The organism is Paraburkholderia sp. LEh10 (genome assembly GCF_017814945.1).
Lineage (GTDB): Bacteria > Pseudomonadota > Gammaproteobacteria > Burkholderiales > Burkholderiaceae > Paraburkholderia.
Genome location: NZ_JAGIPX010000051.1, coordinates 16,309 through 42,555 on the forward strand (window position 1 = coordinate 16,309; position 26,247 = coordinate 42,555).

Consider the following 26,247-nt stretch of genomic DNA (forward strand, 5'->3'; position numbering starts at 1 on the left):
GCGTCCTCCCGGCGCGCGAAGATGCTGGTAGCGAGCCCGGGCGAGCCATTTAGAGCGGGCACTCGAGTTCCAACGGGCACCTGGGCGGAGCGATAATCAGCGTGTGGGGCTGCAACTCTACGGATGGTCTGTTTCTTACGTGAAGTTTACCTGTGCCGGAGACAATGTAATGAAGGCCCGGCGTGGTATGACCGTCGATGATGACTTTGAAACCGGGGCTGACAAGGCACTCTGAAAATCCGATCACCTGAACATCGAGGAGAGTCATCAGGCGGTTCAGGTCAAGTTGAGATACGGAGGATACAGCGCGCGTTGCCAAGGTTTTAGTCCTTCGGGTGCGTTTGTTCACTTCGTCGAGCAGTGCGCTCCAGAAGACTGTCGCAACCAGCCGGGTTCAAACGAAGAGCGGATCTTGGGTTCATCGGTATTTATCATATCTCCATGCGCCAGTCTCGCATCCATACGCCTTGAAGCAACCGAACTTCAACTGGAAGTCGTCAGAAATTGTATTGAACGTATAGCTGCTCGAAGTCAATACCAGGATTCGGTTCCTTGATGCTTGCGTTAGATAGATGCTGGAAGCGAAAGCCGGCCACATATTGTTGGCGGTCGCCAAAGCTGGCTCCCACGCCGGCCATGTCGGCGAAGTGAAAAGCGCTGGACATCGTGTAGTGGCTGGATATTGAAGGATGCGAAAGCAGTCGGACGCCGACCCCAGCCTCAACGAAAGGGCGAATCGCTCCACTACTTTTGATAAAACGGAAGACGGGCGTCGCGCCAAATTCAAAAATGTTGTCATGCACATCGGCTGTGCTCGAGTGCCAGTAAGCGACATGCCCTTCAAACACTGCGGTAAAGTGCCAGCCACCGATCTCCCACCATGACAACTGTGGGTCCCAGATACCTCCGATATCTACTTTACTCTCGTGCACGTCATGACTGTTTGCGATGCCGCCCGCGAGCTGTATTCCAAACTGATCCGCACGAGCGAGCCCCGGTGCGGCGAATAAGAGCGCCATCAACGAGGTGGCCCCAATAAGTGAACGAGACGTTAAGCCGGAGAAGACTCGAGTAATTGGATGTCGGAGAAGTCCTTTCGGATTTTTCACTTGCGTTCGATTGGGTTATAGATTGACCTTACGCGGAACCGGACAGGATGAATCGGGACCGCACATCGACGAAAAACGTAGCTTTTTTACGGCTGACTGCTAAGGAACGAGTTTACCCATGTACGAGACGTCCCGGAGTGTTGACACGACTATACGTGCGTATAGAAAAGTCACCGCTAAGCGAATCTCCATAAGTTACCGGAGGCGATTTTATTCGCGGTACCGCAAGATGTGCAGTCGAAAGATCGATTGGTATTAACTTAGCCTGAAGTCTTCGGTGCTAACGGTGGTGCACGGTGACCGGGCTTATGACGCGGGTATCGCGAAGTCACCGCTAACTTAATGGTGCATAAAGCTGCACATGCAGATTTGGGTCGAGGGGTAACGGTAACGGTGGTCCGAGCTGAGGGGCACGATGTTGCCACCGCAGCCAGTGATGCCTGTCGCACTCCGGCGCGGCAAGCCCGAAAACATGCTCGATCAGCGCCCGGCCGATGCCGCCGCCACGCGCATTGTCGGCAACAAACAGGTCCTGCAGATAGCAATAATTGCCGGTCGTCCAGGTCGATCGGTGGGTAGATCAAGTGCACCAGCCCTAACGCTTGTTCTCCTGCGATGGCAAGCGCCGCGTACATCGGTTCTGCTGGATCTAAGAAGCGTGCCCAAGTCTGGAGGGTAACGGGCTTTGGGATAGCCACTTCGTAAAATCGCTAATAGCCTTTCCACAGCGGAAGCCAGATATCAAAATCGGTGCTCTCGATGGCTCGGATCTGGACTGATTGCATAGAACGCTCCTCAAATAAGACATGCCAAGGATGATGAAACCCGGCATGTATTAATACACTGGCCATCATTCGCGGTGTTCAATAGCCGCTGCACCGCGTCGCCCCGCAAGCGCCTTCTCCCCTCAGCCTTTCGCTAGGCGGAAGTCACTAGGAGCCCGCGCTGTACCGCTGGCCGCGAGAGACCACGATCGAGCCAGCGCTGGACATTCTTGAACCGGTCGAACCCGACGAGTTCCCGTGCCTCATAGAAGCCGATCAGGTTGCGCACCCAGCCGAGCAGTGAGATGTCCGCAATGCTATAGCCGTAGTCCATTACCCATTGGCGAGTCGCCAGCCGTTCGTCAAGAACGCCGAGCAGACGCGCTGACTCCGTTGCGTAGCGGTCGCGCGGTCGCTTGTCCTCATACGCCTTACCGGCGAATTTGTTGAAGAAGCCCACTTGGCCGAACATCGGCCCCACACCACCCATCTGCCACATCAGCCACTGGATCGTTTCGTAGCGCGTGTTTGGATCGGTCGAGAGGAACTGTCCGGTCTTGTCGGCGAGATAAACGAGGATTGCTCCCGATTCGAACAATGCGAGTGGCCGGCCGTTCGGCCCGTTGGGATCGAAGATCGCTGGAATCTTGCCATTAGGGTTGAGCGCGAGGAAAGCCGAATCTTGGTTCTCGTTTGCGATGATGTCGATGCGGTGGGGCTCATAGGCGAGACCCGTCTCCTCCAGCATAATCCCCACCTTCACGCCGTTGGGTGTCGGCAGGGAAAAGAGCTGGAGCCTATCTGGGTGCTTCGCCGGCCAGCGTGTGAAAATTGAATGATTGAGTGTCACTTTTTTCTCCTGCACTCGGCCGTCTGTACGGAAAGCCCGGACACCTTCCCGCGGCTCTTTCCTCTGGGTGCCCGGGCTCCGTCGTTATGCGCGCCTCACACGAAACCTCCAGGGGTTCCGCGAGACGGCTCATGCAACCGAATAGGGTTCAAATTGAGCCAGCCGGCGTAACGGCGGGAAAGTCTTTCTCCGGGTCGAATACGTTGTTGAAGAAGTTCGTCAGGGAGTACATGGCGACGAGCGCGACTATCTCCATCACGTTCGCATCCGTGTATCCGGCATCACGGACGGCTTTCAGATCGGCATCGGTGACCTGGCCCCGTGTCTCGATGACTTTGCGCGCGAACTGCACGGCGGCGTCCCGCTTCGGATCGCTCGCATGGCCCTTCCGGGCGAGAACGATTTCTTCCGGCGGCAGTTGGGCCATATGTTTGGCCGTAAAGCTGTGAACCGACAGACAGTAGTTGCACCCATTCACCTCGGAGACGGCCAGACCGATACTGTCGCGCGTCTTCACGTCGAGCGCTTTGCTCAAGGAACCAAGCAGCGTCGCCCACGAGTTGAACGCGATCGGGCTTTGTGCGAAGGATGACATCATGGTCGGAGTGAATCCGATGTTTTTCGTGAAGGCATCGAGAGTCGGTTTCGACTCGGCTGGCACCTGTTCCGGCGATAGTGCAATAGTTCTCGGCATTTCAGTACTCCTTAGATAACTCGTTTCACTAATTGAGGGAAGCCCTTGTGGGAACTGTCCGTCGGCTTACTTCGTGCCCAAGGCAGGGTCGAAGCTGAGGCCTTCAAGTGGGAAGTGCCTGTGCACGCCTCTCACCTGGCGGCGTTTAATCGGTCGCCACGGTCACTGCTGCGGCGACTTATTTATACCAGGTCCAAAACATCGGCCACGGGACGACGTGGCTTCTGTGCCCAGTTTCCGGGACGCTCTGCACCTACGGTCAACAACATGACCGGCACTTCATCGTCGGCCAGACCAAACTCGCGGTGCACGGCTTCGGCATCGAAGCCGATCATCGGCGTAGAACCCAGTCCTAGCGAGCGGGCCGCATAGATCATCGCTGCCGCCCCAAAGGTGCCACTGCGCACGGCCTCGTCTCGCTGGCGCTGCGGGTATTCCATGTACAGGCCGCGCGCCGGGATTTCCCATTCCGGCACCATCTCTGGTGGCATGACGCCGGCTTCCACCAGAGGAGCCAGGCGATCGGGTATCACGCTGGAATCGGCCAGTTGGCCGCAGACGATGAAGGTAACGGCAGCATCGGTGATCGCGGGCTGATTCCAGGCAATCGGACTGAGCTTTACCTTGGCTTCGGGTGTGCGGACGGCGATGAAGCGCCAGTTCTGCAAGTGAAAGGACGTGGGCGCCGAGGTGCCGATACGCACCCAGTTCGCGAATCTGATCGTCGCTCAGGGTGGCGGCGGGATCGTAGTACTTGGCGGCGCTACGGCTCAGAATACATTCGATGACGGCATTGGTCTTAATGGTTGCGTTGGTCATGCTGGTTCCTATGGTTTAAGCGAAAGGTTCGGCTACAAGATTGTTTTCTTTCATGCAGAGCTGTTGTCATTCAAAGCTGTACGCCTTCGGTGTTACTGAGCTGGTCTATTGAGACCGGACGAAGGTAACCGGTGAGCGTTTTCGGGACTCGAGCGCCGGCAACGTTGTTGACCCGTGCACAGCTATCAACGGCCGCGCCGGTGGCGGACTCGATGACTGAAACAGGGAAACGGCTCATTGTGCGACACTTTCATCAAGTGGTTAGGAGCCTCCACTGTAAGCCTGTCTGATACCAATTTCGAGACTGCATTTGCTCAATTAAATGCCAGAAAGGATCAAATCAACGACGCAATCCGTTCCTTGATGGTGGGGCGTCTCGGCACGATGCAGTCGTCTCATTCGAATGCCCTTACTTGCAGACGAATGCGTCTTTGCGAGGGCGCTGTGCGGACGAATCGCGGCGACAGCCTTGCTAGCGCCTCATCCGTGCCAGATCGAAGGAGACGCGCGTTACCGGCCGTCGAGCGCCTGACTGCGCCATTGCCCCGGCGTCATGCCCATCTTGTCGGTGAATGCGCGCCGAAATGCCGCCACGGATCGGTACCCGACTGAGTCAGCCACGGCTTCGGTGGTCATCGCCGGCTTCTTGAGCTCATTGGCAGCCCGGCTCATGCGGATGTCAGTGAGCATTTCGTTGGCCGAGCGTCCGAGCTTGTCCTGAAACTGCCGCATGAAGGTGGCGCGTGACATGCCGCACAAGTCGGCCAGATCAGGTATGTTCCAGGGCCGCGCTGGGTCGCTGAAAATGGCGGAAATGGCGGGCGCCAGTCGTGGATGGCCAGCAAGCGCGAGTAGGCCTACGGGGGCCTGCTCGGATTCACTCGCCGCGCGCAGCGTGAGCGTGAACAGCGCTGAAGAAAGGGCGTTGAGGATGGCGAGCCCGCCCGGTTTGTCGCTGGCGGATTCCTCGCGCATCAGCGCTACGAGACTGGCCAGGTGGTTCGACGCAGACGTGAGCCCCTGTTCAACGGGTCCGGCCGCCGCCCGTACCACCAGATTTGTCGGGAGGTAATCTCGAATCAGCCGGTCGTGGGGCGGTCCGATGAAAAATCGGCCGCATAACATGTCCAGATGCTCGCCATCACCATCGTTCTGGCTGAGCGTCCATCCTGCAGAACTTTGGCGATTGTAGGTAGGGCCTGGTGCATGCCCGCTGCCATCGTGAAGCACGTGCGCTGACCCGCGAGTCAACAGCACGATGTCTCCGCCCACCAGTTCCCTGGTGGTTCCTGCCTCCGGATCCTCGATAATGGCCCGGCCCTTTAGCACGACGTGGTACGGAATTTCGTGGGCGGCGGACTTGGCCCAGGCCACCTGCCAGGGCGCGCCATAGGCGCAGCGTACTTCCAGCTGGCCGGCGATGGTGATCATTTGCAGGAGATGGCTCAGCCAGTCGACTTGTGACATAGGACCTCGGAAATTGAAACGCTCTAACATCCTGCCAGCGGGCTTTGATAGCCAGCGACAATCTGGTTCTTCCATTTCGTGCCGGCGGCGAACGCATCGCAGGGTTTTGCGTCTCGCCTTGAACCTGGCAAGCTGCTCGCCCAGAAAGAAACGGCGCGCTTAAAATGATGGCATTGCAAGTTTTGACTAGATGCTATAGCCCACCGGGCTCGTGGAGCCTCGCAACAAGCGTCGCGTCGTCCGTGGTCAGCTTCTTAGGCTGGTCGCTCCGATCGGACTGTCGCCTTGATTCGACGACGCGATTTGGGCGCGATCGCAGTCTTTATCGGTCATCCTGCCAGCGGCAATGAAGAGTGCGCGATGAATCTCATTGGGGCGACCACATTTCGCTGCCTTGCGGGGAATCTACTTGCTTTGTTTTTTAACGACAGACGTTGTAGGTTCACGAAATCTGCTTCATCGCGCCCGATTGTTTCTCTATGCATCCTCTGACACAAATCCTTGTGAAAAGAAGCGGTGCTGTCCATCTTCGTCAAGCTGACTAAGCACCTCATTTGTCCTCTCGTTAATCAGCATCTCAATCGTGCCAGTAATCGTACGATCGAAATGAAATGCGAGACGTTCTAGACTTCGCTTCGTAGCAATAGATACGAGGCAACTGATACGTTCATGTTTTCCTCCAACGCCAAGCCGCCTCTCCCGATACTGTCTTTGTCGTTCTGAATTTGAAAGTGCCATGGATGGTTTCCCGGTTTTTGCCAATGATCGTTTGGCGACCCACTGTCGAGATCGCCGTCCGCGGAATCCTGTTGACGGCCTGCTGCAGAGCGAGAACGCATTCCCGGAATGCATTAGTCGGTGCAATCGGCACATGTCGACTCCTCCATCGACCAAGCGTATTCATTTACGTCAAGACGAATTTCGATCAACGGCAGGCCAACTCAGCCTCGTTGTTTTTTCCGCAATCTCTCGGTCGACGATCGCGCAAATCAGCTTCGCAACGAACCTGCTGTCTTAGGTTCGATTTAACTTTGAATACGTCACCAGCGCAACGAAATCAAAGTCTCTGTTTCAGATACCCGCGTATAGATTTGCTACCGGTGAAGATAATCAATGCTCGTACTCTCTGCGTTCGGTGTTCGGTCTGACTGCGCGGTAGGGTAGTGCACGACCGATATATACGTCTGTATTGCGCTGTCGGCTGGATGAGCTTCTCGCTCCCGTCAAAACGGCCTTTTTAACCGGTGCCGATTGACTCGTTCAGATACTTTACGCGATGATCCGGTGCCATCCGTACCTCTTTATCGCCCTTGATCCTCTCTGAAGATGCAAAAAAACCGTGATGGTGAGGCGGCCTTGGAGCGTAATGGAGAAACGCCCCGTCGATTAGAAGCGTTTCTCGGAATTTCCGCTCGATATTCGATAGCGACGGCGTCAGCCTTTCGCTGACAACACGGAGTCAGGCGTGCGACGAAAGCTGATGGCGAGGCGGTTATAGGCGTTCATCAAACTAATGGCCATTGTGAGGTCAGCGAGCTCTTTGTTGCTGAACACTGCGGCGACGGCAGTAAAGTCATCATCCGGTACATGGGTATCGGCTACAAGGGTCACTGACTCCGCCCACGCAAGCGCGGCTCGTTCACGGCCAGTGAACATAGGTTCGGCCTCACGCCAGGCTTGCACGAGGGCTAGCTTCGCTGGTGTAACATTCTTTTTGATCAGGTCACGGGTATGTATGTCCAGGCAGTAGGCGCAGCCATTGATCTGACTCACACGCAGGTAGACGAGATCGACGAGAACGTCTTCAAGCCCCGACTCCAAAATATAGCCATAAACGCCGCCGAACGCGTTCACACCGCCTGGCGATGTTTTGATGTAGTCCAGTCTCATTTCACTCTCCTACTTGACGTTGGTCGTCAGTTGCTTATCATCCGAATCGACAACGAAGACTGCGAGTAACTTCGCCGGCTTTGTCTTGCTCGCATTGCGGCTCACCGCGTGTAGTGAACCGGGTTCCTCGAAGAAGCTCTCACCTGCCTTGTAGACGTGCTGAGGCTCGTTGTTCACTTTGCTGACCACGCTGCCCGAAACGACGTATGCGTAAATGAATGCCGATTTGGCATGCGTGTGAGGCTGTGAGGCGCCACCGGGCGCGTAGACGACTTCCACGGCCGTTAGAGATTTCCCGGGAATATTCGGTAGCGCCCTTGAGAAATTCGGCTTGACCGTTTCGCTGACGTCGTGAGCCGCGGCGGCACCGGCAAAGCCCAAACTCATGGCGACGACAAGAGACGAAAGAATGCGATGAACTTTCATGATCAGCTCCTTAACACTAGAATCATGAACTGTTACAAGTCCACCGAAAAGAACCAAGAACGTAAATTTTTATTGGACCATGGGCGATGACTATTCTGAATCTGACGCTTGACCGTGCGTCCAAGACCTCGCTGTCAGAGCAGATCCGACTGGGCATCATTGGTGCGATCGAAAATGGAATACTCGTTCCTGGTGCCAGGCTGCCGTCGTGGGTGGACTTGGCTACGCAGCTCGGAGTGGCACGCGGCACTGTCCGGACAGCGTATGAGCGGCTGACCGATGCGCAGTTGGTCGTTTCATCTCGCGCCGGCGGGACCAGAGTCTCCGACCATACGGGCATGGCGCGTCCTTCCGCGGAACCCGCGCGTTCCATCGAGACGAATCAACCATCTGCCTTATATCAACACTTCCTGCCCGGGTCTGCCATCTTTCAAAATGGGGTACCAGCGTCGGACTGTTTCCCTCGTAGCTTGTTTGCTCGGCTCAGAGCTCGTGCGGCACGTGAGGAGGTCGAAGCGCTCGCGTCCTATCCGGACCCACGCGGCGAACATGAACTGCGGCGAGAAATCGCGGCCCATCTGGCTTTGTCGCGTGGGATCGAATGTTTGCCCTCGCAAATCTTCATCTCGGGAGGGTTTACAGGGGCGCTTGGTGTTGCACTCCGAGTGATACAACCGGAAGGTCGAAAGGCATGGGTCGAGAACCCGGGATTTCTCCCCAGTCGCATGGCATTGGAGCTTTCGCGGCTCGAGACGGTTCCCGTTCCGGTAGACGAAGGGGGGCTCGACGTCGCCTACGGCGAACGGCACGCACCCGACGCTGCGATCGCTCTCGTAACCCCCGGACAGCAGGCGCCTTTAGGCCCGACATTGTCGCTTGCCCGACGCGTTCGACTCCTGGAATGGGCAAGGAATGCCGATGCCTGGATCATTGAAGACGATTACCTGGGTGAACTTCAGCTGAGACGGCGCGCGGCGCCAGCCCTTGCATCGCTGGATCGAGCGGGCCGGGTGATTCATATAGGGTCTTTCAGTAAGACCATCAGCCCGACACTTCGGCTCGGGTTCATCGTTGCGCCTGCTTCCCTCGTGTCGCGGTTTGAAGAAGTCGTGGCCTGTCTTGCCACCGCTCCCGGTCCGGCCGTGCAATTTGCGACCGCGGAATTCATGCGAGATGGACACTATATGCGCCATTTGCGCCGGATGAAGCGAATCTATGCGAGCCGAAGCAACGTGGTTCTGGCGGCTCTGGAAGCCAAGGGGTTGGAGGTCTATCCATCCGGACTTGCAGTGGTGCTCAGGCTCGCAGATGGCGTGGACGATAAGAGGATCGTCCGGGAAGCATATGCCTACGGGCTTGCGCCGGGGCCTTTATCACGATGGTATTGCTCCGAGGACACACAGCGATCGGGACTCCTCCTCGGCGTAGCCACTGCGATTGAACGGCAAGTTCCGAATGCGTGTGATCGTTTGCAACAGCTGATCCGGAAGTTCTCGTAGGCGCGCCGCTTGCCCGAAGGCTTTCTTTCGCCCCATCGCCTGCTGGTGCAAGCGCGTAGATGTCGACCGGCTTGCTGTGCCCGGCAAACGGCTAATGACCGGCGCTCAGGCCGCCGTCGACGTGCAGGATTTCGCCTGTGACAAATGGTGCGGAATCAAGAAAGAGAATTGCGTTAGCGATATCGCTCATGTCGCCCATGCGTCCCAATGGATGCGCTTCGCCATATGCTGGGCCGTGAAACTGTGAACTGTCAGGCAGTAGTTGCAGGCATTCACCTCAGAGACAGCCAGGCCGATGCTGTCGCGCGTCTTAACGTCGAGGGTCTTGCTCAAGGAGCCGAGCAGGGTCGCCCAGGCGTTGAACGCGATGGGGCTCTGCGCGAAAGTCGCCATCATCGTCGGGGTGAACCCGATGTTCTTTGTGAACGCATCGAGCGTCGCTTTCGAATCGGCCGGCACTTGTTCCGGCGTTAGAGCAGTAGTTCTCGGCATCTTGGTATTCCTTCGGGGACTTGTTCAACTTATACGAGATGCAGCACATGGGCCACGGGACGGCGTGGCTTCTGTGCCCAGTTTCCGGGACGCTCTGCACCTACGGTCAACAACATGACCGGCACTTCATCGTCGGCCAGACCAAACTCGCGGTGCACGGCTTCGGCATCGAAGCCGATCATCGGCGTAGAACCCAGTCCTAGCGAGCGGGCCGCATAGATCATCGCTGCCGCCCCAAAGGTGCCACTGCGCACGGCCTCGTCTCGCTGGCGCTGCGGGTATTCCATGTACAGGCCGCGCGCCGGGATTTCCCATTCCGGCACCATCTCTGGTGGCATGACGCCGGCTTCCACCAGAGGAGCCAGGCGATCGGGTATCACGCTGGAATCGGCCAGTTGGCCGCAGACGATGAAGGTAACGGCAGCATCGGTGATCGCGGGCTGATTCCAGGCAATCGGACTGAGCTTTACCTTGGCTTCGGGTGTGCGGACGGCGATGAAGCGCCAGTTCTGCAAGTGAAAGGACGTGGGCGCCGAGGTGCCGATACGCACCAGTTCGCGAATCTGATCGTCGCTCAGGGTGGCGGCGGGATCGTAGTACTTGGCGGCGCTACGGCTCAGGATACATTCGATGACGGCATTGGTCATGGTGGTTCCGTTGGTTATAAGTTGAGGGGGCAACAGTACTTCCGCAGTGGGGGCACCTGATTAGGTTTCGACGTGGTGTTTCCTCCTATGCTTCGGGTGATTGCTCTATGGATGACCCGGTTGCGACTGGTCCTGCTTAGCAAGATTCGCGCGTGAAGCATATCGACGCACTTCGCTGCTGCACCTGACGTGGTCTGTAGTTGCTGGACGGCCGCCCCAAGCAGCGCGTCACGGTTTATTGCAGTGTCGCACCGGACTGGTTCGCGGCATCGCGCTGGAGTTGCTCAAGGACACACATCGCATCATCGGCTGCCTCGAGCGGAACAAAGATGTGATCGTGATAGGTTGCGGCGACTACATTGCAGCTGATCCCGACAGCGCCTAGGGCACCGGAAAACAGAGCCGTTAGCCCAGCGGAAGTCAGGTCCGAGCGAAGCAGCAAAGTTATCCATGCTGCGCGAAACGTAATCTCTAAATTGAATCGCTCCGCTACGCCCAGTTCCACAAAAACAGTTAGTCCTTCTTGCTCCCGAAAAGTCCCGATAATCGCGCTGCCCGGGATGCCTTCAGGAGCTCTTTCACCCAAAGCAAGACTTACAAACGCGACGCGCTCCTGATTGAGGACCGGAGACATAGAGGCGATGAGTGTCGTTAGATTCGTAGTACTCTCGTGCATGTTCTGATATCCCAAAAAGACCAAATCGCACGATGAGTAGCGGTCTGGCTGATAGCCGTGAAGCATTGGCCATACATATGGCCATTAAGTGGGATTGCCACCAGATGGCTTAGGAGCTCACTTCTGGCCCGATCGGATGCTGAAGGTTGCACAGAAGGTGCGCTGTCAGGAAAACTGACCGATCCCAATCTGGAACCTGTCGACGTTGTTCGGCGGAGTGGCGTATCCGATCAGTGTACAAAGAGCAAGCGTATTGTTGGCTCATACCTGAGGATATGAACCCGATACCTCAACGGCCTTGCCGGAATCTTCGGCATGCGCAAGACTGTAGCGATCCGGATCATGACGACCGCGGCGGTTTCACTGTCAGGCAGAATGATCGGCTCAAGAGATGATCAACGCTGTGACACGTCGTTGCGTGGCACAGCATTGAGAGTCACAGTGGCTCTTTTTGGGGTGTGGGTCCGGGACAACTTCCACTAGCTCTCCGTTACGGGCCCGGTCTCAAGGGCGAAAGTCCATCAACCAGAGGCTCTATGAATGCAGACGAGGAATCCCCGTTCGACCTGGAATCCAAGGCTTCGAAAAATGCTACGAATGAACAGTCGCCTGGCGGGACGAACGACTTTTCTGATACCGCCTCGGAGCCCCCTGTCCTCGAGCACGGTGTTTCCGCAAATTATGGTCGCTACATCTCAAATGCACCGACGGATCATGTACCGGTCACATCGCGGAATGCGCCTGAGGGACGCTCTGCAAATTATGGCTATTACCTTAACCGCAGTCGCGCGCACGAGGAAGGGCACGGGGCAAGAGGGGCTGCACTCAAGCAACGTCGCCCACAGATGTTTCCCCGACTCAGCAATTCAGACGTCGAACGGGTACGTAGGTTTGGTACGGTGGAGTCTTGGAACGGGGGCGACACCATGTTCCGCGCTGGCGAACCGGGACTCGGGATGGGAATTATATTGCGTGGCAATGTCTTGCTTACCAGGCGAGATGGGCTGGGGCAATCACAATTTTTGGCTGAGCTAGGCGAAGGACAATTCGTTGGGGAGACAGCGCAGCTGACGGGAAAGCCACATCTTGTAGATGGATACGCGGTCAACGATGTCTGCGCGATTCTGATCTCACCTGCGCAGGTGCGCATGCTGTTGATTGAAGAAGCACAGCTTGGGGAGATCATCATGCGCGCCCTCATACTGCGTCGCGCAGAGCTGGTCCAGGAGGGCAGCGGCCCGGTACTCATCGGACCGGCGACAGACACCAAGACCTTGGCGCTCGAGGGTTTTTTTCGGCGGGTAAATCATCCATACCGGGTGGTCGACACCGAGAGTGATGCGGAAACCGTCAGCGTCCTTTCAAAGCTTCCGGATTGGCGGGAATCAACGCCAATTGTGGTGCTCCCAGACGGAACCATACTGCGTTGTCCTGACGAGGCTACCTTGGCTGAAAGGCTGGGGCTTTTGCCAGAGTTGACTCCGACGAAGATTTTCGATGTCGCGATAGTCGGGGCGGGGCCAGCCGGATTGGCTGCCGCAGTATATGCGGCATCAGAAGGCCTGTCCGTCATGGTATTCGACTCACATGGCGCTGGCGGACAGGCTGCGGCCAGCGCACGTATCGAGAACTATCTGGGCTTTCCCGCTGGAATTTCGGGGCAGGCATTGGCCTACCGGGCATTTATGCAGGCAGTAAAGTTCGGTGCGGAGATTTCGATTCCATCAGAAATCTTGAAGCTGGAGTGCGCGGCGTCGCCGCTTGCAGTGCATCTCACCGGCGGCCGTTTGGTCCGTGCACACTCAGTCGTGATTGCCAGCGGGGCCTCGTATCGTCGTCCAGACATCCGTGGTCTGGATTTGGAGACCGCGAAAGGCGTCTATTATTGGGCCTCATCGGTCGAGGCGAAGCTTTGTCAGGGGGCAGAAGTTGTACTTGTCGGAGGCGGAAATTCAGCCGGGCAGGCAATCGTGTACCTCTCGAACTATGCTAGCCATGTCCACGTACTCGTGAGGCGCCAAGGGCTTGAAGAAAGTATGTCTCGATATCTGATCGATCGCGTAATGGCGCTACGCAATGTGACGATCCACACACGCATGACGATCGAATCAGCGTCCACCGATGAAGACGGACTCTGCAGCCTGGCGGTGAAGGCGGAGGGGCGTAATGCGTCCATTGCGACGAGGCATCTCTTTCTGTTCACCGGTGCCGATCCAAATACCAAGTGGCTTCGCGAATGCGAAGTAGAAGTTGACGATAGAGGATTTGTTTTAACGAAGGCTGCAGCGTCGTCCGATCCTACTGGTTGTCTCACATTTCAGACCAATGTGCCTGGTGTTTTCGCGATAGGTGACGTGCGCTCCTCGTCTATCAAACGAGTCTCGACCGCGGTCGGAGAGGGTGCGGCGGTCGTGTCGGAAATTCACGCGATGCTCACGCGAATGAGTGTGCATTGAACATATCGCGCAGGGCTATCTTATAGCTGGGGTTGAAAATCCTGATGGGTTCTTAAGTGCGCGTCATGGCAACACACACTTTTGTGCTGTAATCTGCCTCGATGACGCGTTGAAGGTGTCGAGAAAGGGAGTCAGTTCCGCACTGTCATCTCAGACATTGGCTTTTGCTCAGGTATGGAACTGTTTGTCGGCACCGGTTGGCCGACGCAGTTCAGCGCAACCGCACGTGTGGTGCGGGGTTCGATATTGCCTCATCCACCTGATGCGTAACGCCCCAAGGCTTCCGCGCGGCGGCGATTTCGCCGCCCGTAGGCGGTCGCGCGTCCGGTTTCGATCCTGAACTCGCAGCAGCGTTCGTTCTGGAGGTGCGGCGCCCGCCCATGCGCGTCTGGTGTCTACGCCATTCCTTGGCATAGACACCAGATTTGTTTCAGACTAACTGGCATAAGGGATGCCATTGGTCTATTAAGCTATCGAGACATTGCTGCCGCGTCAGGAGCGCCGCTCGGTGCCAATTGAATTGATTTCATCAGAAGGCAGGCAGACGCCGCGAGAAGAACAAGGTCCTTAAGCAGGAATTGCCCGACATCGCCTGATAGCCACGGGAAGCCGCCCAAGGGGGCGGCGGTTACGCCAGGGGTGCTAAACATAAACGTCAAGGTGACGATATAAGTCGCGCATGACATCGCAGCGCCAAGGGCCGAAAAGATCGGGACAAATGCGCCAAGGATCAGGGCGGCAGCCGTCGACAGTTCGAGGAAGCCGATGACATCGCTTGCACCTTGGACGCCGAATAGGGTGTTAAGCCAACCCATGATCGGACTATGTACGATAAACGAAGAGATCCCGTGAGCCTCGTAACTAGTGAACTTCATGCAACCGAACCAGAGGAATATGACCACCAACGCCCAACGAAGGAACCCGAGTGGCCAGACCGAAGTGTCATACTTCTCGGCGACGTGTACATTCTTAAGCATATCTTCCGCTCCATTAGATTTGGTTTGAAAATTTGGCCGAAGGAGCCAACGCCTTATGGTTCTGTTGTAAGCCGGGCGTGCGTTGATAAATCGACCCTTGGCGAGACGACCCAGCAAACTGAACGTCATCCTGATGCCCAAATCGATCCGTGCCTGTTATACGTCGGAGTGCTCAGTGAGCATCAGATAGAAAAATGATATCCCCCCGCTTCACGATTAACAAACATACGTAAGTATCGTTTGATGTCCAGATGGACCCGCAGGGACGAATCCGAGCAATGACGAGCGATCGTCGTATCCAGAGAATGACGCAGCCTAGCGATTCTCGTGTGCAAGGAGGTAACGCATAGCTGCGGGATACGGGTCAACAACAGAATCTTCTGGCGTAAAAAGTGCGTGCCGGTGAGAAACGCCCGTTACTCCCGCATCAGGTGAGTGGCGTGGGTGATCGCGCCGCCTGCGCGAATTGCGGCTGCCACCACCGCGGTTTCAGCCAACTGGGCGCTAGTTGCACCGGCGTCCCGCGCGGCAGTTGTGTGAAGCTCAATACAATACGGACACTGTGTGGTTAGTGCGACAGCAACCGCAATCAATTGCTTCGTCTGAACGGACAGGGCGCCTTCCTCAAAGGCGGCTTTATCAAACGCCCAGAACGCCGCCATTCCTGCGCATGCATGTTCTTCAAGCTTTTGAAGACGGTTCAGATTTGACATTTCCAACATGTTCATCTCCTAACGCAACGAAGCAGCGTCTGTTAAGCCTCCGCGCTTTCGACGATTGATCACATATCGAGAAAACGCGATTGAGCACCGAGTCTACTGGTGCTGTTCTCCTCAACGGGATCATATGACCATGTGCGGCTACCTACAAACATACGTTGGTGTATCGAAAATATATCGAACGTGCGCTTGTTGACGTGTAGGTACCGCCTCATTGAAGCGGGAGAAGGTCTTCCAATTAAGCTGGTTCGATGGCGTCGGAGACGCGATGTCAGGTATCGGCGACGTGACGGTCGGCGCGGTGCTCCTGGCGTAATGCTAATGTAAGAAAGTGACGCGGGTGATTCTCACGCAATCGTTTGGTTTCTAAAAAAATGGTGACAGAGAAAAGCTTCTACCATTTTAGAACGCATCGAATAAAATGGCTGCTCGTCTAGAGGAAAGATGCGGTAGACGAGACCGCAATTGATATCTGCCAAGCCAACATGAACGAATCTGCCATGCTCGATACGACTCTGCTTCGGACAGGTCAGATTGAACTGTACCGAAAGTGGAGCGGCGAGAGAGACTCCTTCTGGTTGGGGCGACGCGTCGTGCATCGTGATCTGGCACCGCGAAATACTCTCATCAACTGGCGCGCTAAAGGCGTGGCTCACAGCTTGGGGTAGCGCGACGGTGTTCGGGGCGGGTCAGGGTTCAGTTAGCGACTTCTCGAGCACGTCTGTGCGTTATCGCGCGCCGGAACTGAGTGGGACGATCAACCGGTCGGTTGATTGACGTGCGGATCTATATTCCTTGGGTTGCATACCATATGAACTACATTCAGACGTTCGAGGCCAGCGGCCTAGAGTCGGACTGGAGTGAGAATCTTATTGATGGCGCTGCGTTCGCGAGCACCGGCGCATTCGCATTCTGGGTACATCGCCTTCAGAATTGCGTCCTTTTTCGTGATTGGGAGGGCGCCCTGCAAGCTGAACAAAAAGCGAAAGGATTGCTCAGCGCCACCCTCGCACACGTCGAGGCCGCAGACGTCTCTTATTACGGCGCGCTCTGTCGAGCGGCTGCGTTCTCAAGGGCGACGGAAGAACGGGTGCGTGAAGCGCACCTCCGCGCGCTGGAAGAGCACAATGATTACCTGGAGTTGCTGGCGCAGTCATGTCCTGATAATTTTGCCGATCGCGCGGCATTGGTGGCAGCGGAGCTGGCGAGGGTACAGGGTCGGACAAGTGATGCGCAATCGTTATATGAAAAGGCGATCGAGCTTAGCCGCAAGCAAGAGTTCGTTCACAATGAGGCAGTCGCACTCGAAGCTGCGGCGAGTTTTTACTCAGCTCAGGAACTTTCGGTTGTCGCCGAGACATTGCTGAGAGATGCCCGCTATGCCTACCTCCATTGGGGCGCGGAAGGGAAGGCGCAAGAGATCGAGTCTCGCCTAACGCGGACTACCCATCCTGAGCGGAAGAAACCCGCGAACGATACGTGGAGGGAGCACCGGGATACCAGAGCGATAATCACGGCATCTCATGCGCTTTCTAGCGAAATCGTACTCTCCAGACTCCTCGAAGTCCTTATCGGAAATGTGCTCGCGCACGCTGGAGCGGAGAGGTGCGCGGTAGCGCTTCACCGGAAAGGGGAATTCCGGATAGAAGCCGAAGCGCGAACGTCTTTGCACGGTATCGTGCATGTCATCGAATCGCGTCAGCTCCAGGACGTTGAACTCCCTCTCGGAATATTCATGTGCGTCGCAAGGACTCGACGGAGAGTGCTGCTCGGTGACGCGTCCCGTTGTGGTGATTTTGCAGAGGATCCTTATGTTAGCCAACGAGGGCTGCGGTCGGTGCTGTGCTTGCCCTTGCTGAAACAGTCTGAGCTCGTCGGAATACTGTATGTTGAGAACAATCTCATCTCGGGCGCATTCAGCGAGGAAAAGACGACACTGCTTGAAGTGTTTGCGTCGCAAGCCGCAATCTCGCTCGAAAACGCACGACTCTACGCAGAGACTCAGGAGAGCAACGCGCTGCGCGAAGCTGCGGAACAGGAGCTCCGGGATTCGAGGGAGGAACTCGCGCGGGTGGCAAGCCTTACGACGATGGGGCAGCTAGTCGCGTCTGTTACACACGAAGTTAGTCAACCGCTAGTATCAATAGCAACGAGTGCCGGCGCGGCTTTGAGATTCATGAGACTCGACGAGCCTGACTTCTCCGAAGTCGAGGAGGCGTTGCAGAGGATTCAATCCGACAGTACTCGCGCGCATGACGTGGTGCGCAGCCTGCGAGCACTGGTCAAACGATCTGCTCCTTCCTTTTCAGCGTTCGACATGCACGATGCAGTCGTCGAAGTGTTGTTGGTCACAAGGACTCAGCTTGAAAAGCACGCTATTCGAGTCGAGACGAATACCGTCCCCGGTACGAGTCTCGTGTGGGGCGATAAGATCCAGATACAGCAGGTAGTCCTCAATCTGGTAGTCAATGCGATTGAGGCAATGCAGGAGATCACCGATCGCGAACGTCGCCTGCTGCTGGGGAGTTCGACCGTCGAGGGGCTCGTGAGACTCGTAATCGAGGACACTGGAGTGGGCATCGAGGAGGGTTCCGCTGATTACATCTTTGCGCCATTTGTCACAACGAAGTCGCATGGCATGGGCATGGGCCTGCCGATATGCCGGTCGATAGTGGAGGCGCATGCAGGGCGCCTTGCCGTCGAACCGTCGACTCCTCACGGAACGCGGTTCGAAGTATGGCTGCCCGAAGCTGGAGGGTGGGCTTCCGCCCAGCTTGGATTTGGTACTTGATTCAATACGTTTTCAAACGTCCGCGCATCAACCGGCTTCTCAAGATAACAACTTGCACGATTCGAGATCGTGCCTTCCAAGCCGAGTAGCTCCGGAACGCGGCGATGAATATGCCGGGATTGTGTGAACTTGCTGATTTAGCATCAACGGCATGTTGATCCCCTCAGGGGCGGCGTCTTGAAGCCGGATGCGGCGCATTCGCTTTGTTCAAGTACTCCGCATGAAAGCAAAACCTGCACTGACGCGAACGTCCCGGCGTTAGCGAGACACAGGCTCGCGGTGGCCAGTTTAAGGGATCCGTCAACGTCGGTGACCGAAATCGGGGTTTCGCGCAACGTCAATCCTCGGGCAACGGAGAACAGCAGAAAACGCCTGCCCGACATGCCACTTCGCGATTCGTAAGATATCCTGGCAACTTAAAGTATTGCCGCGATGAAAGGGAGCATACCTGCGTATCAGAAATCACGGGCCTTAGCAATCAGTCGCGTTTCGATAGAAACTGACGGTCCGGCTCGATACCGAGAATCTCCCCTATGCGGACGAACTCCGCCAGCGTGCGGCTCGCCATTTTTTTCATGGCATGAGCGCGGTGTGTTTTTATTGTGATTTCACTTAGATTCATTTCGGCGGCGATCTGTTTGTTCATGAGCCCAGCGACAACATAGCCCATCACCGCCCGTTCTTTGGCGTTCATTGAATCGTAACGATAGCGCAAGTCTGCCATCGAGCGTTCGTTTGACAGACGCTCGGCGTCGTGGCGCAATGCTGATGCGACGGCGTCCAGAATATCCTGGTCTCGAAACGGTTTAGCCAGGAAGTCCAATGCGCCAGCCTTCATGGCTTGAACAGTCATCGGAATATCGCCGTGCCCGCTGATGAAAATGATGGAAGTTGATAGTCCCATTTTTACAAGCTGCTGTTGAAGCTCCAGCCCGCTCTCGTGGGGCAGCCTCACGTCGAGGATGAGACAACTAGGTAACTCCGGCCTGGAAAATAACAGGAATTCAGCCGCTGACCCGAACGTCTCCGCGCGCAGACCCACGGAACGGAAAAGGGCGCTCAAAGACTGCCTCGTCGGCTCGTCATCGTCGACGACGTATACGATCGACTCGTGTTCGGGCTCTGTTCTGCCTGCAAGCGTTCGTTGGGGCGAATGGGAACGGGCGAACATCATTTCTTCCTTTGAATTACAGTTGACGGTACGCGGACGGTTGCCGACGCCGGGGATGGGCTCTTCTCTGGCAATGGAGTATTACACGACATCGTAACCCTTGCTACCTGTGGGGCATAGCTAACCCATGGGACGGACCGTGGACGAATGGAAGTCCGACAAATTGTGTCAGACTATCGCAGCTTTACCCATGCGGCAGTGCGGTTGATTGGCTAGCTCGGTGACCGGCTCACTGCAGAGGCACTTATAATGGGGCAATATCGCAAACCGCATTGCCTTCTGCAGAAAACACTAGAGGATAGTTTGAATGGCGCGCCCCAGAGAATTCGATGAGGCAGCCGCGCTTGACGCGGCAGTGGACCATTTTTGGCTCCATGGTTACCAGTCTACGTCGGTTCGTGAATTGGCGTCCGCGATGGGGATTACGGGCGCCAGTCTCTACAACGCGTTCGGCGATAAGCGCGCCCTTTTCAAGATGGCGCTCGCACGCTACATTGAGACAGGTATCGAAGGTCGCGTCATTCGCGAACGTCAGTCTACCGTACATGCGATAGATGAATTTTTCAAAGATATCGTCAACTATTCCATAAAAGACAAGAGCCGAAAAGGCTGTCTACTGGTGAATTCAGCCCTCGAGCTCAGCGACGAAGACACAGAACTCAAAGGAGTCGTGTCAGATGTTTTCGTTGAGATAGAAGCGTTTTTCAGGCGAGCGATAGCAGGTGGGCAGGAGCAAGGTGAAGTGTCGACTGGGCTCCCTGCGGCTGACCTGGCACGCCTCTTATTAGGCGCTTTACTTGGGATCCGCGTACTGGCCCGCGTTCGCCCCAACCGTGCTCTTCTAGAAGGTATTGCCCGTTCGGCGCTCCTCGTTTTGAATCGGTGACCCGTTCTGTGCAGACGCTCTTTCGTGAGCGTCCGGGCGTTGGGCGGCAGCAGGGACGCGTGCGGCGACCCCATCCGCCCCGCCGATTACAGGCCTGACTCGCTAAGGGCGTCCTGCGCTTCGCCTCTAATGTTACCTGGAGCGCTTTCAGCGAACCGAGATCGGACGAACTAAAGCGTGAGAAATCTGTGCTTGCAGGTGCAAGTCTAATCAAAGAGGCGATGCGTTCGGTCATTTCAAATATCCGAAGAAGGGCTGCGGTCGGAGGTGTCGCAGGAAGAAGTCGCTTATGCTCGGGCGCCCGTCTGTGAAAGGATGATGATCACGTGCCGTCTGCACGTCGGATCGCAGACAAGGCTCGATCGTCCTGCAGCAGGCATCCTGCTGTACGCATGGGCGGCCCACTGTTGCTGATGACGGAGAGCTTAACGATAGCACCAGTACTGAGTCGAAGAATCGTTAGCACCGACTCGTTCGCAGCAAGAGCTCAACAGACTTGACGAATCGATCTACGGGCACATGTCTTCCATCGACGCCCGATGGTACAGGAAGAGCAGCTACAGATCCGATCAGTAGCTTGGCGACGTGTTCGGCGGGCTCCCGCGTCATGTTGTTGATCGTCCCTTGGCCCTCGGTCACGCATTCGCAAAAAAAAGTCTCGAGTTTCTGCATGGCACTTGAGCTGATGTGCTCGAACGCCGAGTTTCGGATAGCAAGGCTTATGGCGGTGATGAAGACCAGCCTCGCGCTGCTACCTCCGAAGACGAACGATCGCTCGCTGATCACCCGGAAGAAGCACAGATTCACGGCGATAGGACAATAAGCTTTGCGCAATTGTCTCAGCATCAAATCAAAACGATTGTCAATATACCAGCTGAGTGCTGCAGCAAACAGTTGCGTTTTGTTCCCATATTCTGCGAACAGCATGCTCGGCGACACTACTGTGAAATTTGAAATTTGATGGATAGTGACCGTTTCAAAATCATGAGTCGAAAAACAGATCAAGGCCGATTCCATAACGCCCGGATCCATTCGCAATCGTCAGGATCGACCCGGTCTCGAAAATAATCGAGGTTTATATTGCCATCAAAGGTTTAGGTCAATCCTTTTGTTACTGCGTAACGAGAGCGAGGCGTTCTTCTGCAGCGATACGCCCATAACGAGAAGAGGGCTGAGCTTGCCTTCGATGTGTATCTTTCAGCAATCTTCAAGAGATTCATGGGCGAGACGGCTTTCGACTTCGGTCGCAAGCATCATTGCGGACGCATTGATTGGTCGTGGCTTCGAGATAGGTTTGTATATGCTATCCCCGGTGTTGATTACGATGCCGCTGAGAGAACAAATTCCCGGTCTGGTCGCGTCAAAACGACGCCAGAGCTGGAAACTGTAACTGCATCGTGTTGGGTCGTGCCAAGATACTATCACGGTGCATTGGGATGCCCGCTCGAGGATGTTGACTGTCGCGTGGCGCAAATGCATGTCGTCCGATACTGAGGTTCCCGTTGGTGTCGTCAGGTCTGTCGATAGAAGTCTTTCCAGCGATTGTGAACCTGATTGAGCGAGCGATCGCACGATGCTCTTCCATGCGGCGACTTTGGCCGTTGTAGCCGATGCTTCCATGTCTAGTCTCCGGGAACTTCGGGGTTAGGCGGCGAATAACGTGAGATGGCGGTGGAGTTCGAGCGCGAATTCGTGCTGTAGGGCCCTCGATCGCACAGGTGGGTGATATGGATATCTATCAACCGCAGATGTTCTGTGACGGATGAGTGCGGCAGCACCGATGTAAAGATGGTACGCGGCGCTAGTGCCCGAAACAAACATGCATCGGTATAGAAGTTCGACGCCAAAGGATATCAAACGATTCGTCTGGACCGGAGACGGTTGACTGATGCAGGTCGGGTCGCTGATCTTTGTCCACTTGCATCATGCTTCAAGTGCTGTGGCGGGCGCGGTCGGGCGCCTGCGTTTTGGGTAGGCCGCTAACAGAGCGGGTGGCGCGTGCTCAGATTTCGACATCGTTCATGACGTTAAATGTTCGACACCGCGACGATTCGAAGACCCGCCGGTAGTAAGGTAGGCGAGTCTTGATGTGCGTCGCGAATGAGGTCGCCAGTGCTCAGGCGAAGCGGGTTCGTGGTGACACGGTCAGTGCAGTCAGACCTGCACGTCGATGGACAATGGCCAGCGCGCGAACAGCCAGCCGGCCAACTTACTCGGTATGATAAATCGAAGTTTTGTGGTAAGGATTTCAGATGGCTGGAAAGAGACGATTTGATGAGCAAGCGGTTTTCAACGTTGCAATGGAGGTATTGGAGCGCCGAGGGTACAAGGAAGCCACTATGGTCGAGTTGGCTGAGGCGACGGGGGTGCAACGTGGCGCACTCTACGACGCTTACGGAAGCAAAGAAGAGTTCTTCCTTAGGGCATTCAACTACCTGGCTGGCAAGTTTTACGAGCAGGTTCGGCGTGCTCTTACGAAACCTGATAGGCGCGCTTGCCTGCAGTCGTTTTTTAAATTGATCGTTCCTCGTGGTAACACTTCCCGGTGTGTTGCCATCATCGCGACCCGGTTGACCACTGAATCAGGGGATCCGTCACACAGGTTACGAGATTCGTTGGCGGAGTTCTTTGTCAAGCTCGAGAACTTGTTATGCGAGGCCCTTAGCGTAGAGCGAGACGGTATGGAATTGTCCATGTCGGCGGACGACGCGGCAAAGCTTGTTGTCGCAACTACGCGTGGGATTGCCGTGATGCGCAACATACGCATGAACCGTGTGACAGTTACATCGGTTACCAGTGCACTCCTTAATGCCGTGATCTCGTCTGCTCCACAAGACTCGTGACTGCTGGCCTTGATGAGCATAAACCTGTCGGTACAGGTTTGGGGCGCAGGGCATAACCGTGGTCCTGCCAAGAGCATGGTATTTCGACCGCTGCCGGTGGCGCCTTTCCTACTCCGACCTCACGCCCTCAACCACCTCTCCACCTCTCCACCTCGCCAACGCTCGGTAAATATAACGCTTAACCGTAAATGTTGTTAGGTCGTGCGCGGGGACCGTCTCCAGGGGAGGGCTGCCGGTTAGCGCTTCTAGAGCGCCGAGGAGTTCTCACGTTTTGAAATTGCACTTTTCAGAATCACTGGCTTATCAGAGTATTGAGGCAATCCTATGATGGACCCGGTGCTGCACTTGGTCGGCGCAATCGGAGGAACAACGTGTCCCGTATCGATATTCCTGGTCATCAAGAAACCGCTGCGTCCAGTCTGCAACCTCTATTTCACTTCATTAGCAGGCGTTTTGGATTCGTCCCGGATCTTTATCGGATCCTGTCCATCAGTCCACACTCGCTGACCGGGTTGATGGAGATGCAGGCAGCGCTCTCACGAACATTGGATGTGCGTACGCGCGAAAGGATCGCGATAGCTGTGTCTGAAGTTAATGGCTGCGACTATTGTGTTTGTGCTCATTCGTACGTCGCACACTATTTCGCTAAACTCGTCCCGCAAGAGATAGCCTTGAACCGCGTCGGCCGATCGCTGAACCGCGATGCAGAATCAGCGATAAGGTTCGCGCGGAAAGTTTCAGTATCGCGGGGAAAAGTGAGGACGGAGGACCTGAACGACATACGCGCTGCAGGGTATTCTGATGCGCAGATTGTGGAAATCATCGCGCTATGCGCGCAGGTATTTTTGACCAACCTTCTAGCCAATGTATTTGACATTCAGCCTGATTTCCCGGAGTTTTAGAGTGTAGCTGTTCATGGAGACTTAATCGGCGCCGAGCGTTCAGCGTCCTCCTACGATAACTAGCGACACGTTTCTTGCGCCCGCTGGAGTGCTAGCACACACCCGGGCGCAGATCTGTCTCCCTCGTCGATTTCGCAGGCCTATATTGAAAGTTTGTGCGACGAATCGGCGAGCTCGGTCTGGTTCAGGCGAAAAAACCCCCATCCTGGATCCTCACCGAATTGCAGACTGTCCTTGACTGCCACATTGGCAGATTCCATGGCGGAGGAGTCAGAACACAGTCTGCAGCTTCGATCCGCGAGCCCAGAGCTCATAATGGTGCGACTGTCGTCGGTTTTCTTGAAGGCTATGATGCCTTGCGGAAGTGCGTTGTTGCAGAGGAAATGTTTATAGGCGACGGGGTCGACGTAGGCGTCCGAATAGCGAATTACTATGCAGTGCTCGACAAGGTTACGAACTGGTTCATTGGTCAAACGGATATGAACCCACTCATGGAAGTTGGTTGGTAGAATTAGATCGCCGTAAATTGAATATTCCAGCGTCGCCCTCGGTACCGATGTGCGCTCTCTCGACGTAAGTAATATTTGACGAAGGTAAGCGATCCCCGCTAATGCTACGCAGATAGCAAATATTTCCATCATCTCGGCCGGATCGTACATCACACTCCTCACGCTCGCTATGTGACCCAATGCAGCGATTCAACAAAAACCCGGCGGCTTCGTCAATCATCTTCCAGGTTGATCACGAGATACCTCGGTATATCCACGGACATCGATAACAAACCGGTGAAAAATGTGCGAGTCAGCCGAGAACACCGCGGCGCTCAGGTCACGATAATTAACTATGCCGATTTCGGGTCCAAAATAACGACTGGGAAGTCGATAGGTGTGTCGAATACGTTGTTTATGAAATTGGTAAATAGGAATTGCACGCTAAGCGCAATGATCTCGACAAGGTTGGCGTCCGTGAACCCGGCTTGTCGCATGATGTCGAGATCTGATTCGGCTACATTACCGCGCGTTTCCAGTATTTTTTTCGCAAAGTGGACCGCAGCGTCCCTCTTCGAATCACTGGATGTGCCCATCCGATTGAGCGAGATTTCCTCCAGGCTGAGATTAGCAGCATTAGCTGCCAAGAAGGTGTATGCAGATAGACAGTATCGGCAGGAATTTACTTGCGACACAACCAGTGCGATCGCGTCTCTTGTCTTCGAATCTAATGTCTTCGCGAGTGCTCCCTGTAGGCCCGTCCAACCAGTTAAAGCTTCTGGGCTGAGAGACATGATACTGAACTGGTTCGGAGTAAATCCAAATTGTCTGTTGAACGCATCAAGCATCGGCTTCGAGGCGAGGGGCGTTTCGTCGCACGTGGGGATTGCGATACGGGTCATTTAGTTTATCCGGTTAAAAGCCAACGAGGACGGCAAATAAGATTGTAGTTAACGCCATTATTGATACAGACGCGTCGATGCGGGAGGCGATTTATGACTCGAGAGATGACTTACCGATCCGACTTTGGCAGGCGTGTTTCCATTTTGACGAGTTCAACGAGCGTGTTCGCTTTCATCTTACGCATGAGCTGCCCGCGATGCACTTTTATGGTTATCTCGCTCAGATTCAGCTTTGCCGCGATCTGTTTGTTCATCATACCGCCTGTGACCATGGACAGGAGCTTTCGCTCATGGGCAGTCAAGGACTCGTATCGTTCACGCAACTCTCGACGGCCGCGTTCGCTTTCGCGCCGTGCGCGGTCATGAATCATCGCAGAACGGACCGCGTCAAGCATGTCCTGGTCACGAAAAGGCTTGCTCAGAAAGTTGTGGGCGCCCGACTTCATCGCCTTCACAGTCATCGCAATATCACCGTGCGCGGTCATAAAGACGATTGGTATGTAAACCTGGAGCTTGGCGAGGCGCTCTTGTGCCTCAAGTCCGCCGACCCCTGGCATCCGAATATCGAGGATGAGGCAGCTCGGCAACGCGGCCGCCTTGTCTGCGTTCTTCGCCAACACCTCAATCATTTCCGTGGCTGAGCTAAAGAGCCTTACCTCCAGGCCCACGGTCGCCAACAGATCCGCGACAGATTCTCTGACCGAGATATCGTCATCGATAACATAGACTAAAGGAGACGATTCCATATCATGATTCTCCGATTCTGAAAAAGACATATT

Annotated in this window: 22 protein-coding genes and 4 pseudogenes; 6 read left to right on the top strand and 20 right to left on the bottom strand. The window is 55.6% G+C overall.

Features of this window, described 5'->3' with window-relative positions:
• Positions 1 to 497 precede the first annotated feature (497 nt).
• The 8 genes and pseudogenes from J8I87_RS31765 to J8I87_RS31800 all read right to left on the bottom strand — a co-directional run bounded on the left by J8I87_RS31765 (position 498) and on the right by J8I87_RS31800 (position 8,019).
• The gene (locus tag J8I87_RS31765) at positions 498 to 1,019 is read right to left on the bottom strand and encodes an acyloxyacyl hydrolase (protein WP_209936179.1); all 522 of its coding nucleotides are present in this window, start codon (positions 1,017 to 1,019) and stop codon (positions 498 to 500) included.
• A 424-nt stretch (positions 1,020 to 1,443) separates the two neighbouring features.
• Positions 1,444 to 1,894 (bottom strand): annotated as a pseudogene (locus tag J8I87_RS31770) (N-acetyltransferase family protein).
• A gap of 133 nt (positions 1,895 to 2,027) precedes the next feature.
• Entirely contained in the window at positions 2,028 to 2,723 is a 696-nt protein-coding gene (locus J8I87_RS31775; RefSeq protein WP_209936132.1) for a glutathione S-transferase N-terminal domain-containing protein, read from the bottom strand.
• Between the two features lie 148 nt (positions 2,724 to 2,871).
• Complete coding sequence (locus J8I87_RS31780) at positions 2,872 to 3,417, bottom strand: carboxymuconolactone decarboxylase family protein (protein ID WP_209936133.1); 546 nt, start codon at positions 3,415 to 3,417, stop codon at positions 2,872 to 2,874.
• A gap of 182 nt (positions 3,418 to 3,599) precedes the next feature.
• A pseudogene (locus J8I87_RS31785) lies at positions 3,600 to 4,236 on the bottom strand (nitroreductase family protein).
• Positions 4,237 to 4,746: 510 nt separating this feature from the next.
• Positions 4,747 to 5,703, bottom strand: a complete 957-nt coding sequence (locus tag J8I87_RS31790; RefSeq protein WP_209936134.1) for an AraC family transcriptional regulator — start codon at positions 5,701 to 5,703, stop codon at positions 4,747 to 4,749.
• A 1,434-nt stretch (positions 5,704 to 7,137) separates the two neighbouring features.
• Positions 7,138 to 7,593 (bottom strand): carboxymuconolactone decarboxylase family protein, encoded by a 456-nt coding sequence (locus J8I87_RS31795; RefSeq protein WP_209936135.1) that lies wholly within the window; start codon positions 7,591 to 7,593, stop codon positions 7,138 to 7,140.
• 9 nt (positions 7,594 to 7,602) lie between these two features.
• Complete coding sequence (locus J8I87_RS31800) at positions 7,603 to 8,019, bottom strand: cupin domain-containing protein (protein WP_209936137.1); 417 nt, start codon at positions 8,017 to 8,019, stop codon at positions 7,603 to 7,605.
• Positions 8,020 to 8,105: 86 nt separating this feature from the next.
• Between J8I87_RS31800 and J8I87_RS31805 the strand changes: the two genes are divergently transcribed.
• On the top strand, positions 8,106 to 9,518 hold the full coding sequence (locus J8I87_RS31805; protein WP_209936138.1) for a PLP-dependent aminotransferase family protein: 1,413 nt from the start codon (positions 8,106 to 8,108) through the stop codon (positions 9,516 to 9,518).
• A 91-nt stretch (positions 9,519 to 9,609) separates the two neighbouring features.
• Here the strand turns inward: J8I87_RS31805 and J8I87_RS31810 are convergent.
• The 4 genes and pseudogenes from J8I87_RS31810 to J8I87_RS31825 form a co-directional block, all read right to left on the bottom strand.
• Positions 9,610 to 9,735, bottom strand: a pseudogene (locus tag J8I87_RS31810) (SDR family oxidoreductase); the annotation flags it as partial.
• A pseudogene (locus tag J8I87_RS31815) lies at positions 9,735 to 10,010 on the bottom strand (carboxymuconolactone decarboxylase family protein); the annotation flags it as partial. The pseudogenes J8I87_RS31815 and J8I87_RS31810, both read right to left, overlap by 1 nt.
• Positions 10,011 to 10,039: 29 nt before the next feature.
• On the bottom strand, positions 10,040 to 10,657 hold the full coding sequence (locus J8I87_RS31820) for a nitroreductase family protein (protein ID WP_209936139.1): 618 nt from the start codon (positions 10,655 to 10,657) through the stop codon (positions 10,040 to 10,042).
• A 235-nt stretch (positions 10,658 to 10,892) separates the two neighbouring features.
• Positions 10,893 to 11,333 (bottom strand): ACT domain-containing protein, encoded by a 441-nt coding sequence (locus J8I87_RS31825; RefSeq protein WP_209936140.1) that lies wholly within the window; start codon positions 11,331 to 11,333, stop codon positions 10,893 to 10,895.
• A gap of 536 nt (positions 11,334 to 11,869) precedes the next feature.
• Between J8I87_RS31825 and J8I87_RS31830 the strand changes: the two genes are divergently transcribed.
• Positions 11,870 to 13,789 carry an FAD-dependent oxidoreductase gene (locus J8I87_RS31830; RefSeq protein ID WP_245254313.1) on the top strand — a complete coding sequence of 640 codons (1,920 nt, stop codon included), beginning with the start codon at positions 11,870 to 11,872 and terminating at the stop codon, positions 13,787 to 13,789.
• A gap of 470 nt (positions 13,790 to 14,259) precedes the next feature.
• Here the strand turns inward: J8I87_RS31830 and J8I87_RS31835 are convergent, their stop codons facing one another.
• Both J8I87_RS31835 and J8I87_RS31840 read right to left on the bottom strand, forming a co-directional pair.
• Positions 14,260 to 14,766 (bottom strand): YkgB family protein, encoded by a 507-nt coding sequence (locus tag J8I87_RS31835; RefSeq protein ID WP_209936141.1) that lies wholly within the window; start codon positions 14,764 to 14,766, stop codon positions 14,260 to 14,262.
• Between the two features lie 416 nt (positions 14,767 to 15,182).
• Entirely contained in the window at positions 15,183 to 15,488 is a 306-nt protein-coding gene (locus J8I87_RS31840) for a carboxymuconolactone decarboxylase family protein (RefSeq protein ID WP_209936142.1), read from the bottom strand.
• Positions 15,489 to 16,296: 808 nt separating this feature from the next.
• Here J8I87_RS31840 and J8I87_RS31845 point away from each other — a divergent pair.
• Positions 16,297 to 18,276, top strand: a complete 1,980-nt coding sequence (locus tag J8I87_RS31845; RefSeq protein ID WP_209936144.1) for an ATP-binding protein — start codon at positions 16,297 to 16,299, stop codon at positions 18,274 to 18,276.
• A gap of 478 nt (positions 18,277 to 18,754) precedes the next feature.
• Here the strand turns inward: J8I87_RS31845 and J8I87_RS31850 are convergent, their stop codons facing one another.
• On the bottom strand, positions 18,755 to 19,447 hold the full coding sequence (locus J8I87_RS31850; RefSeq protein WP_209936181.1) for a response regulator transcription factor: 693 nt from the start codon (positions 19,445 to 19,447) through the stop codon (positions 18,755 to 18,757).
• A gap of 307 nt (positions 19,448 to 19,754) precedes the next feature.
• Between J8I87_RS31850 and J8I87_RS31855 the strand changes: the two genes are divergently transcribed.
• Positions 19,755 to 20,333 carry a TetR/AcrR family transcriptional regulator gene (locus tag J8I87_RS31855; protein ID WP_209936145.1) on the top strand — a complete coding sequence of 193 codons (579 nt, stop codon included), beginning with the start codon at positions 19,755 to 19,757 and terminating at the stop codon, positions 20,331 to 20,333.
• Positions 20,334 to 20,792: 459 nt separating this feature from the next.
• On the opposite strand, the gene J8I87_RS31860 is transcribed toward J8I87_RS31855, so the two are convergent.
• Together J8I87_RS31860 and J8I87_RS31865 are read right to left on the bottom strand one after the other, a co-directional pair.
• Positions 20,793 to 21,350, bottom strand: coding sequence for a TetR/AcrR family transcriptional regulator (locus tag J8I87_RS31860; RefSeq protein WP_209936146.1), 558 nt, complete (start codon positions 21,348 to 21,350; stop codon positions 20,793 to 20,795).
• A 180-nt stretch (positions 21,351 to 21,530) separates the two neighbouring features.
• Positions 21,531 to 21,953, bottom strand: coding sequence for a DUF3331 domain-containing protein (locus J8I87_RS31865; protein ID WP_209936147.1), 423 nt, complete (start codon positions 21,951 to 21,953; stop codon positions 21,531 to 21,533).
• A 632-nt stretch (positions 21,954 to 22,585) separates the two neighbouring features.
• Between J8I87_RS31865 and J8I87_RS31870 the strand changes: the two genes are divergently transcribed.
• Complete coding sequence (locus J8I87_RS31870; protein ID WP_209936148.1) at positions 22,586 to 23,176, top strand: TetR/AcrR family transcriptional regulator; 591 nt, start codon at positions 22,586 to 22,588, stop codon at positions 23,174 to 23,176.
• A gap of 371 nt (positions 23,177 to 23,547) precedes the next feature.
• The gene (locus tag J8I87_RS31875; RefSeq protein WP_313067087.1) at positions 23,548 to 24,078 is read left to right on the top strand and encodes a carboxymuconolactone decarboxylase family protein; all 531 of its coding nucleotides are present in this window, start codon (positions 23,548 to 23,550) and stop codon (positions 24,076 to 24,078) included.
• Between the two features lie 140 nt (positions 24,079 to 24,218).
• On the opposite strand, the gene J8I87_RS31880 is transcribed toward J8I87_RS31875, so the two are convergent.
• The 3 genes from J8I87_RS31880 to J8I87_RS31890 form a co-directional block, all read right to left on the bottom strand.
• The gene (locus J8I87_RS31880; protein ID WP_209936149.1) at positions 24,219 to 24,737 is read right to left on the bottom strand and encodes a hypothetical protein; all 519 of its coding nucleotides are present in this window, start codon (positions 24,735 to 24,737) and stop codon (positions 24,219 to 24,221) included.
• Positions 24,738 to 24,919: 182 nt separating this feature from the next.
• On the bottom strand, positions 24,920 to 25,468 hold the full coding sequence (locus J8I87_RS31885; protein WP_209936151.1) for a carboxymuconolactone decarboxylase family protein: 549 nt from the start codon (positions 25,466 to 25,468) through the stop codon (positions 24,920 to 24,922).
• Between the two features lie 110 nt (positions 25,469 to 25,578).
• On the bottom strand, positions 25,579 to 26,214 hold the full coding sequence (locus J8I87_RS31890) for a response regulator transcription factor (RefSeq protein ID WP_209936152.1): 636 nt from the start codon (positions 26,212 to 26,214) through the stop codon (positions 25,579 to 25,581).
• Positions 26,215 to 26,247 lie beyond the last annotated feature (33 nt).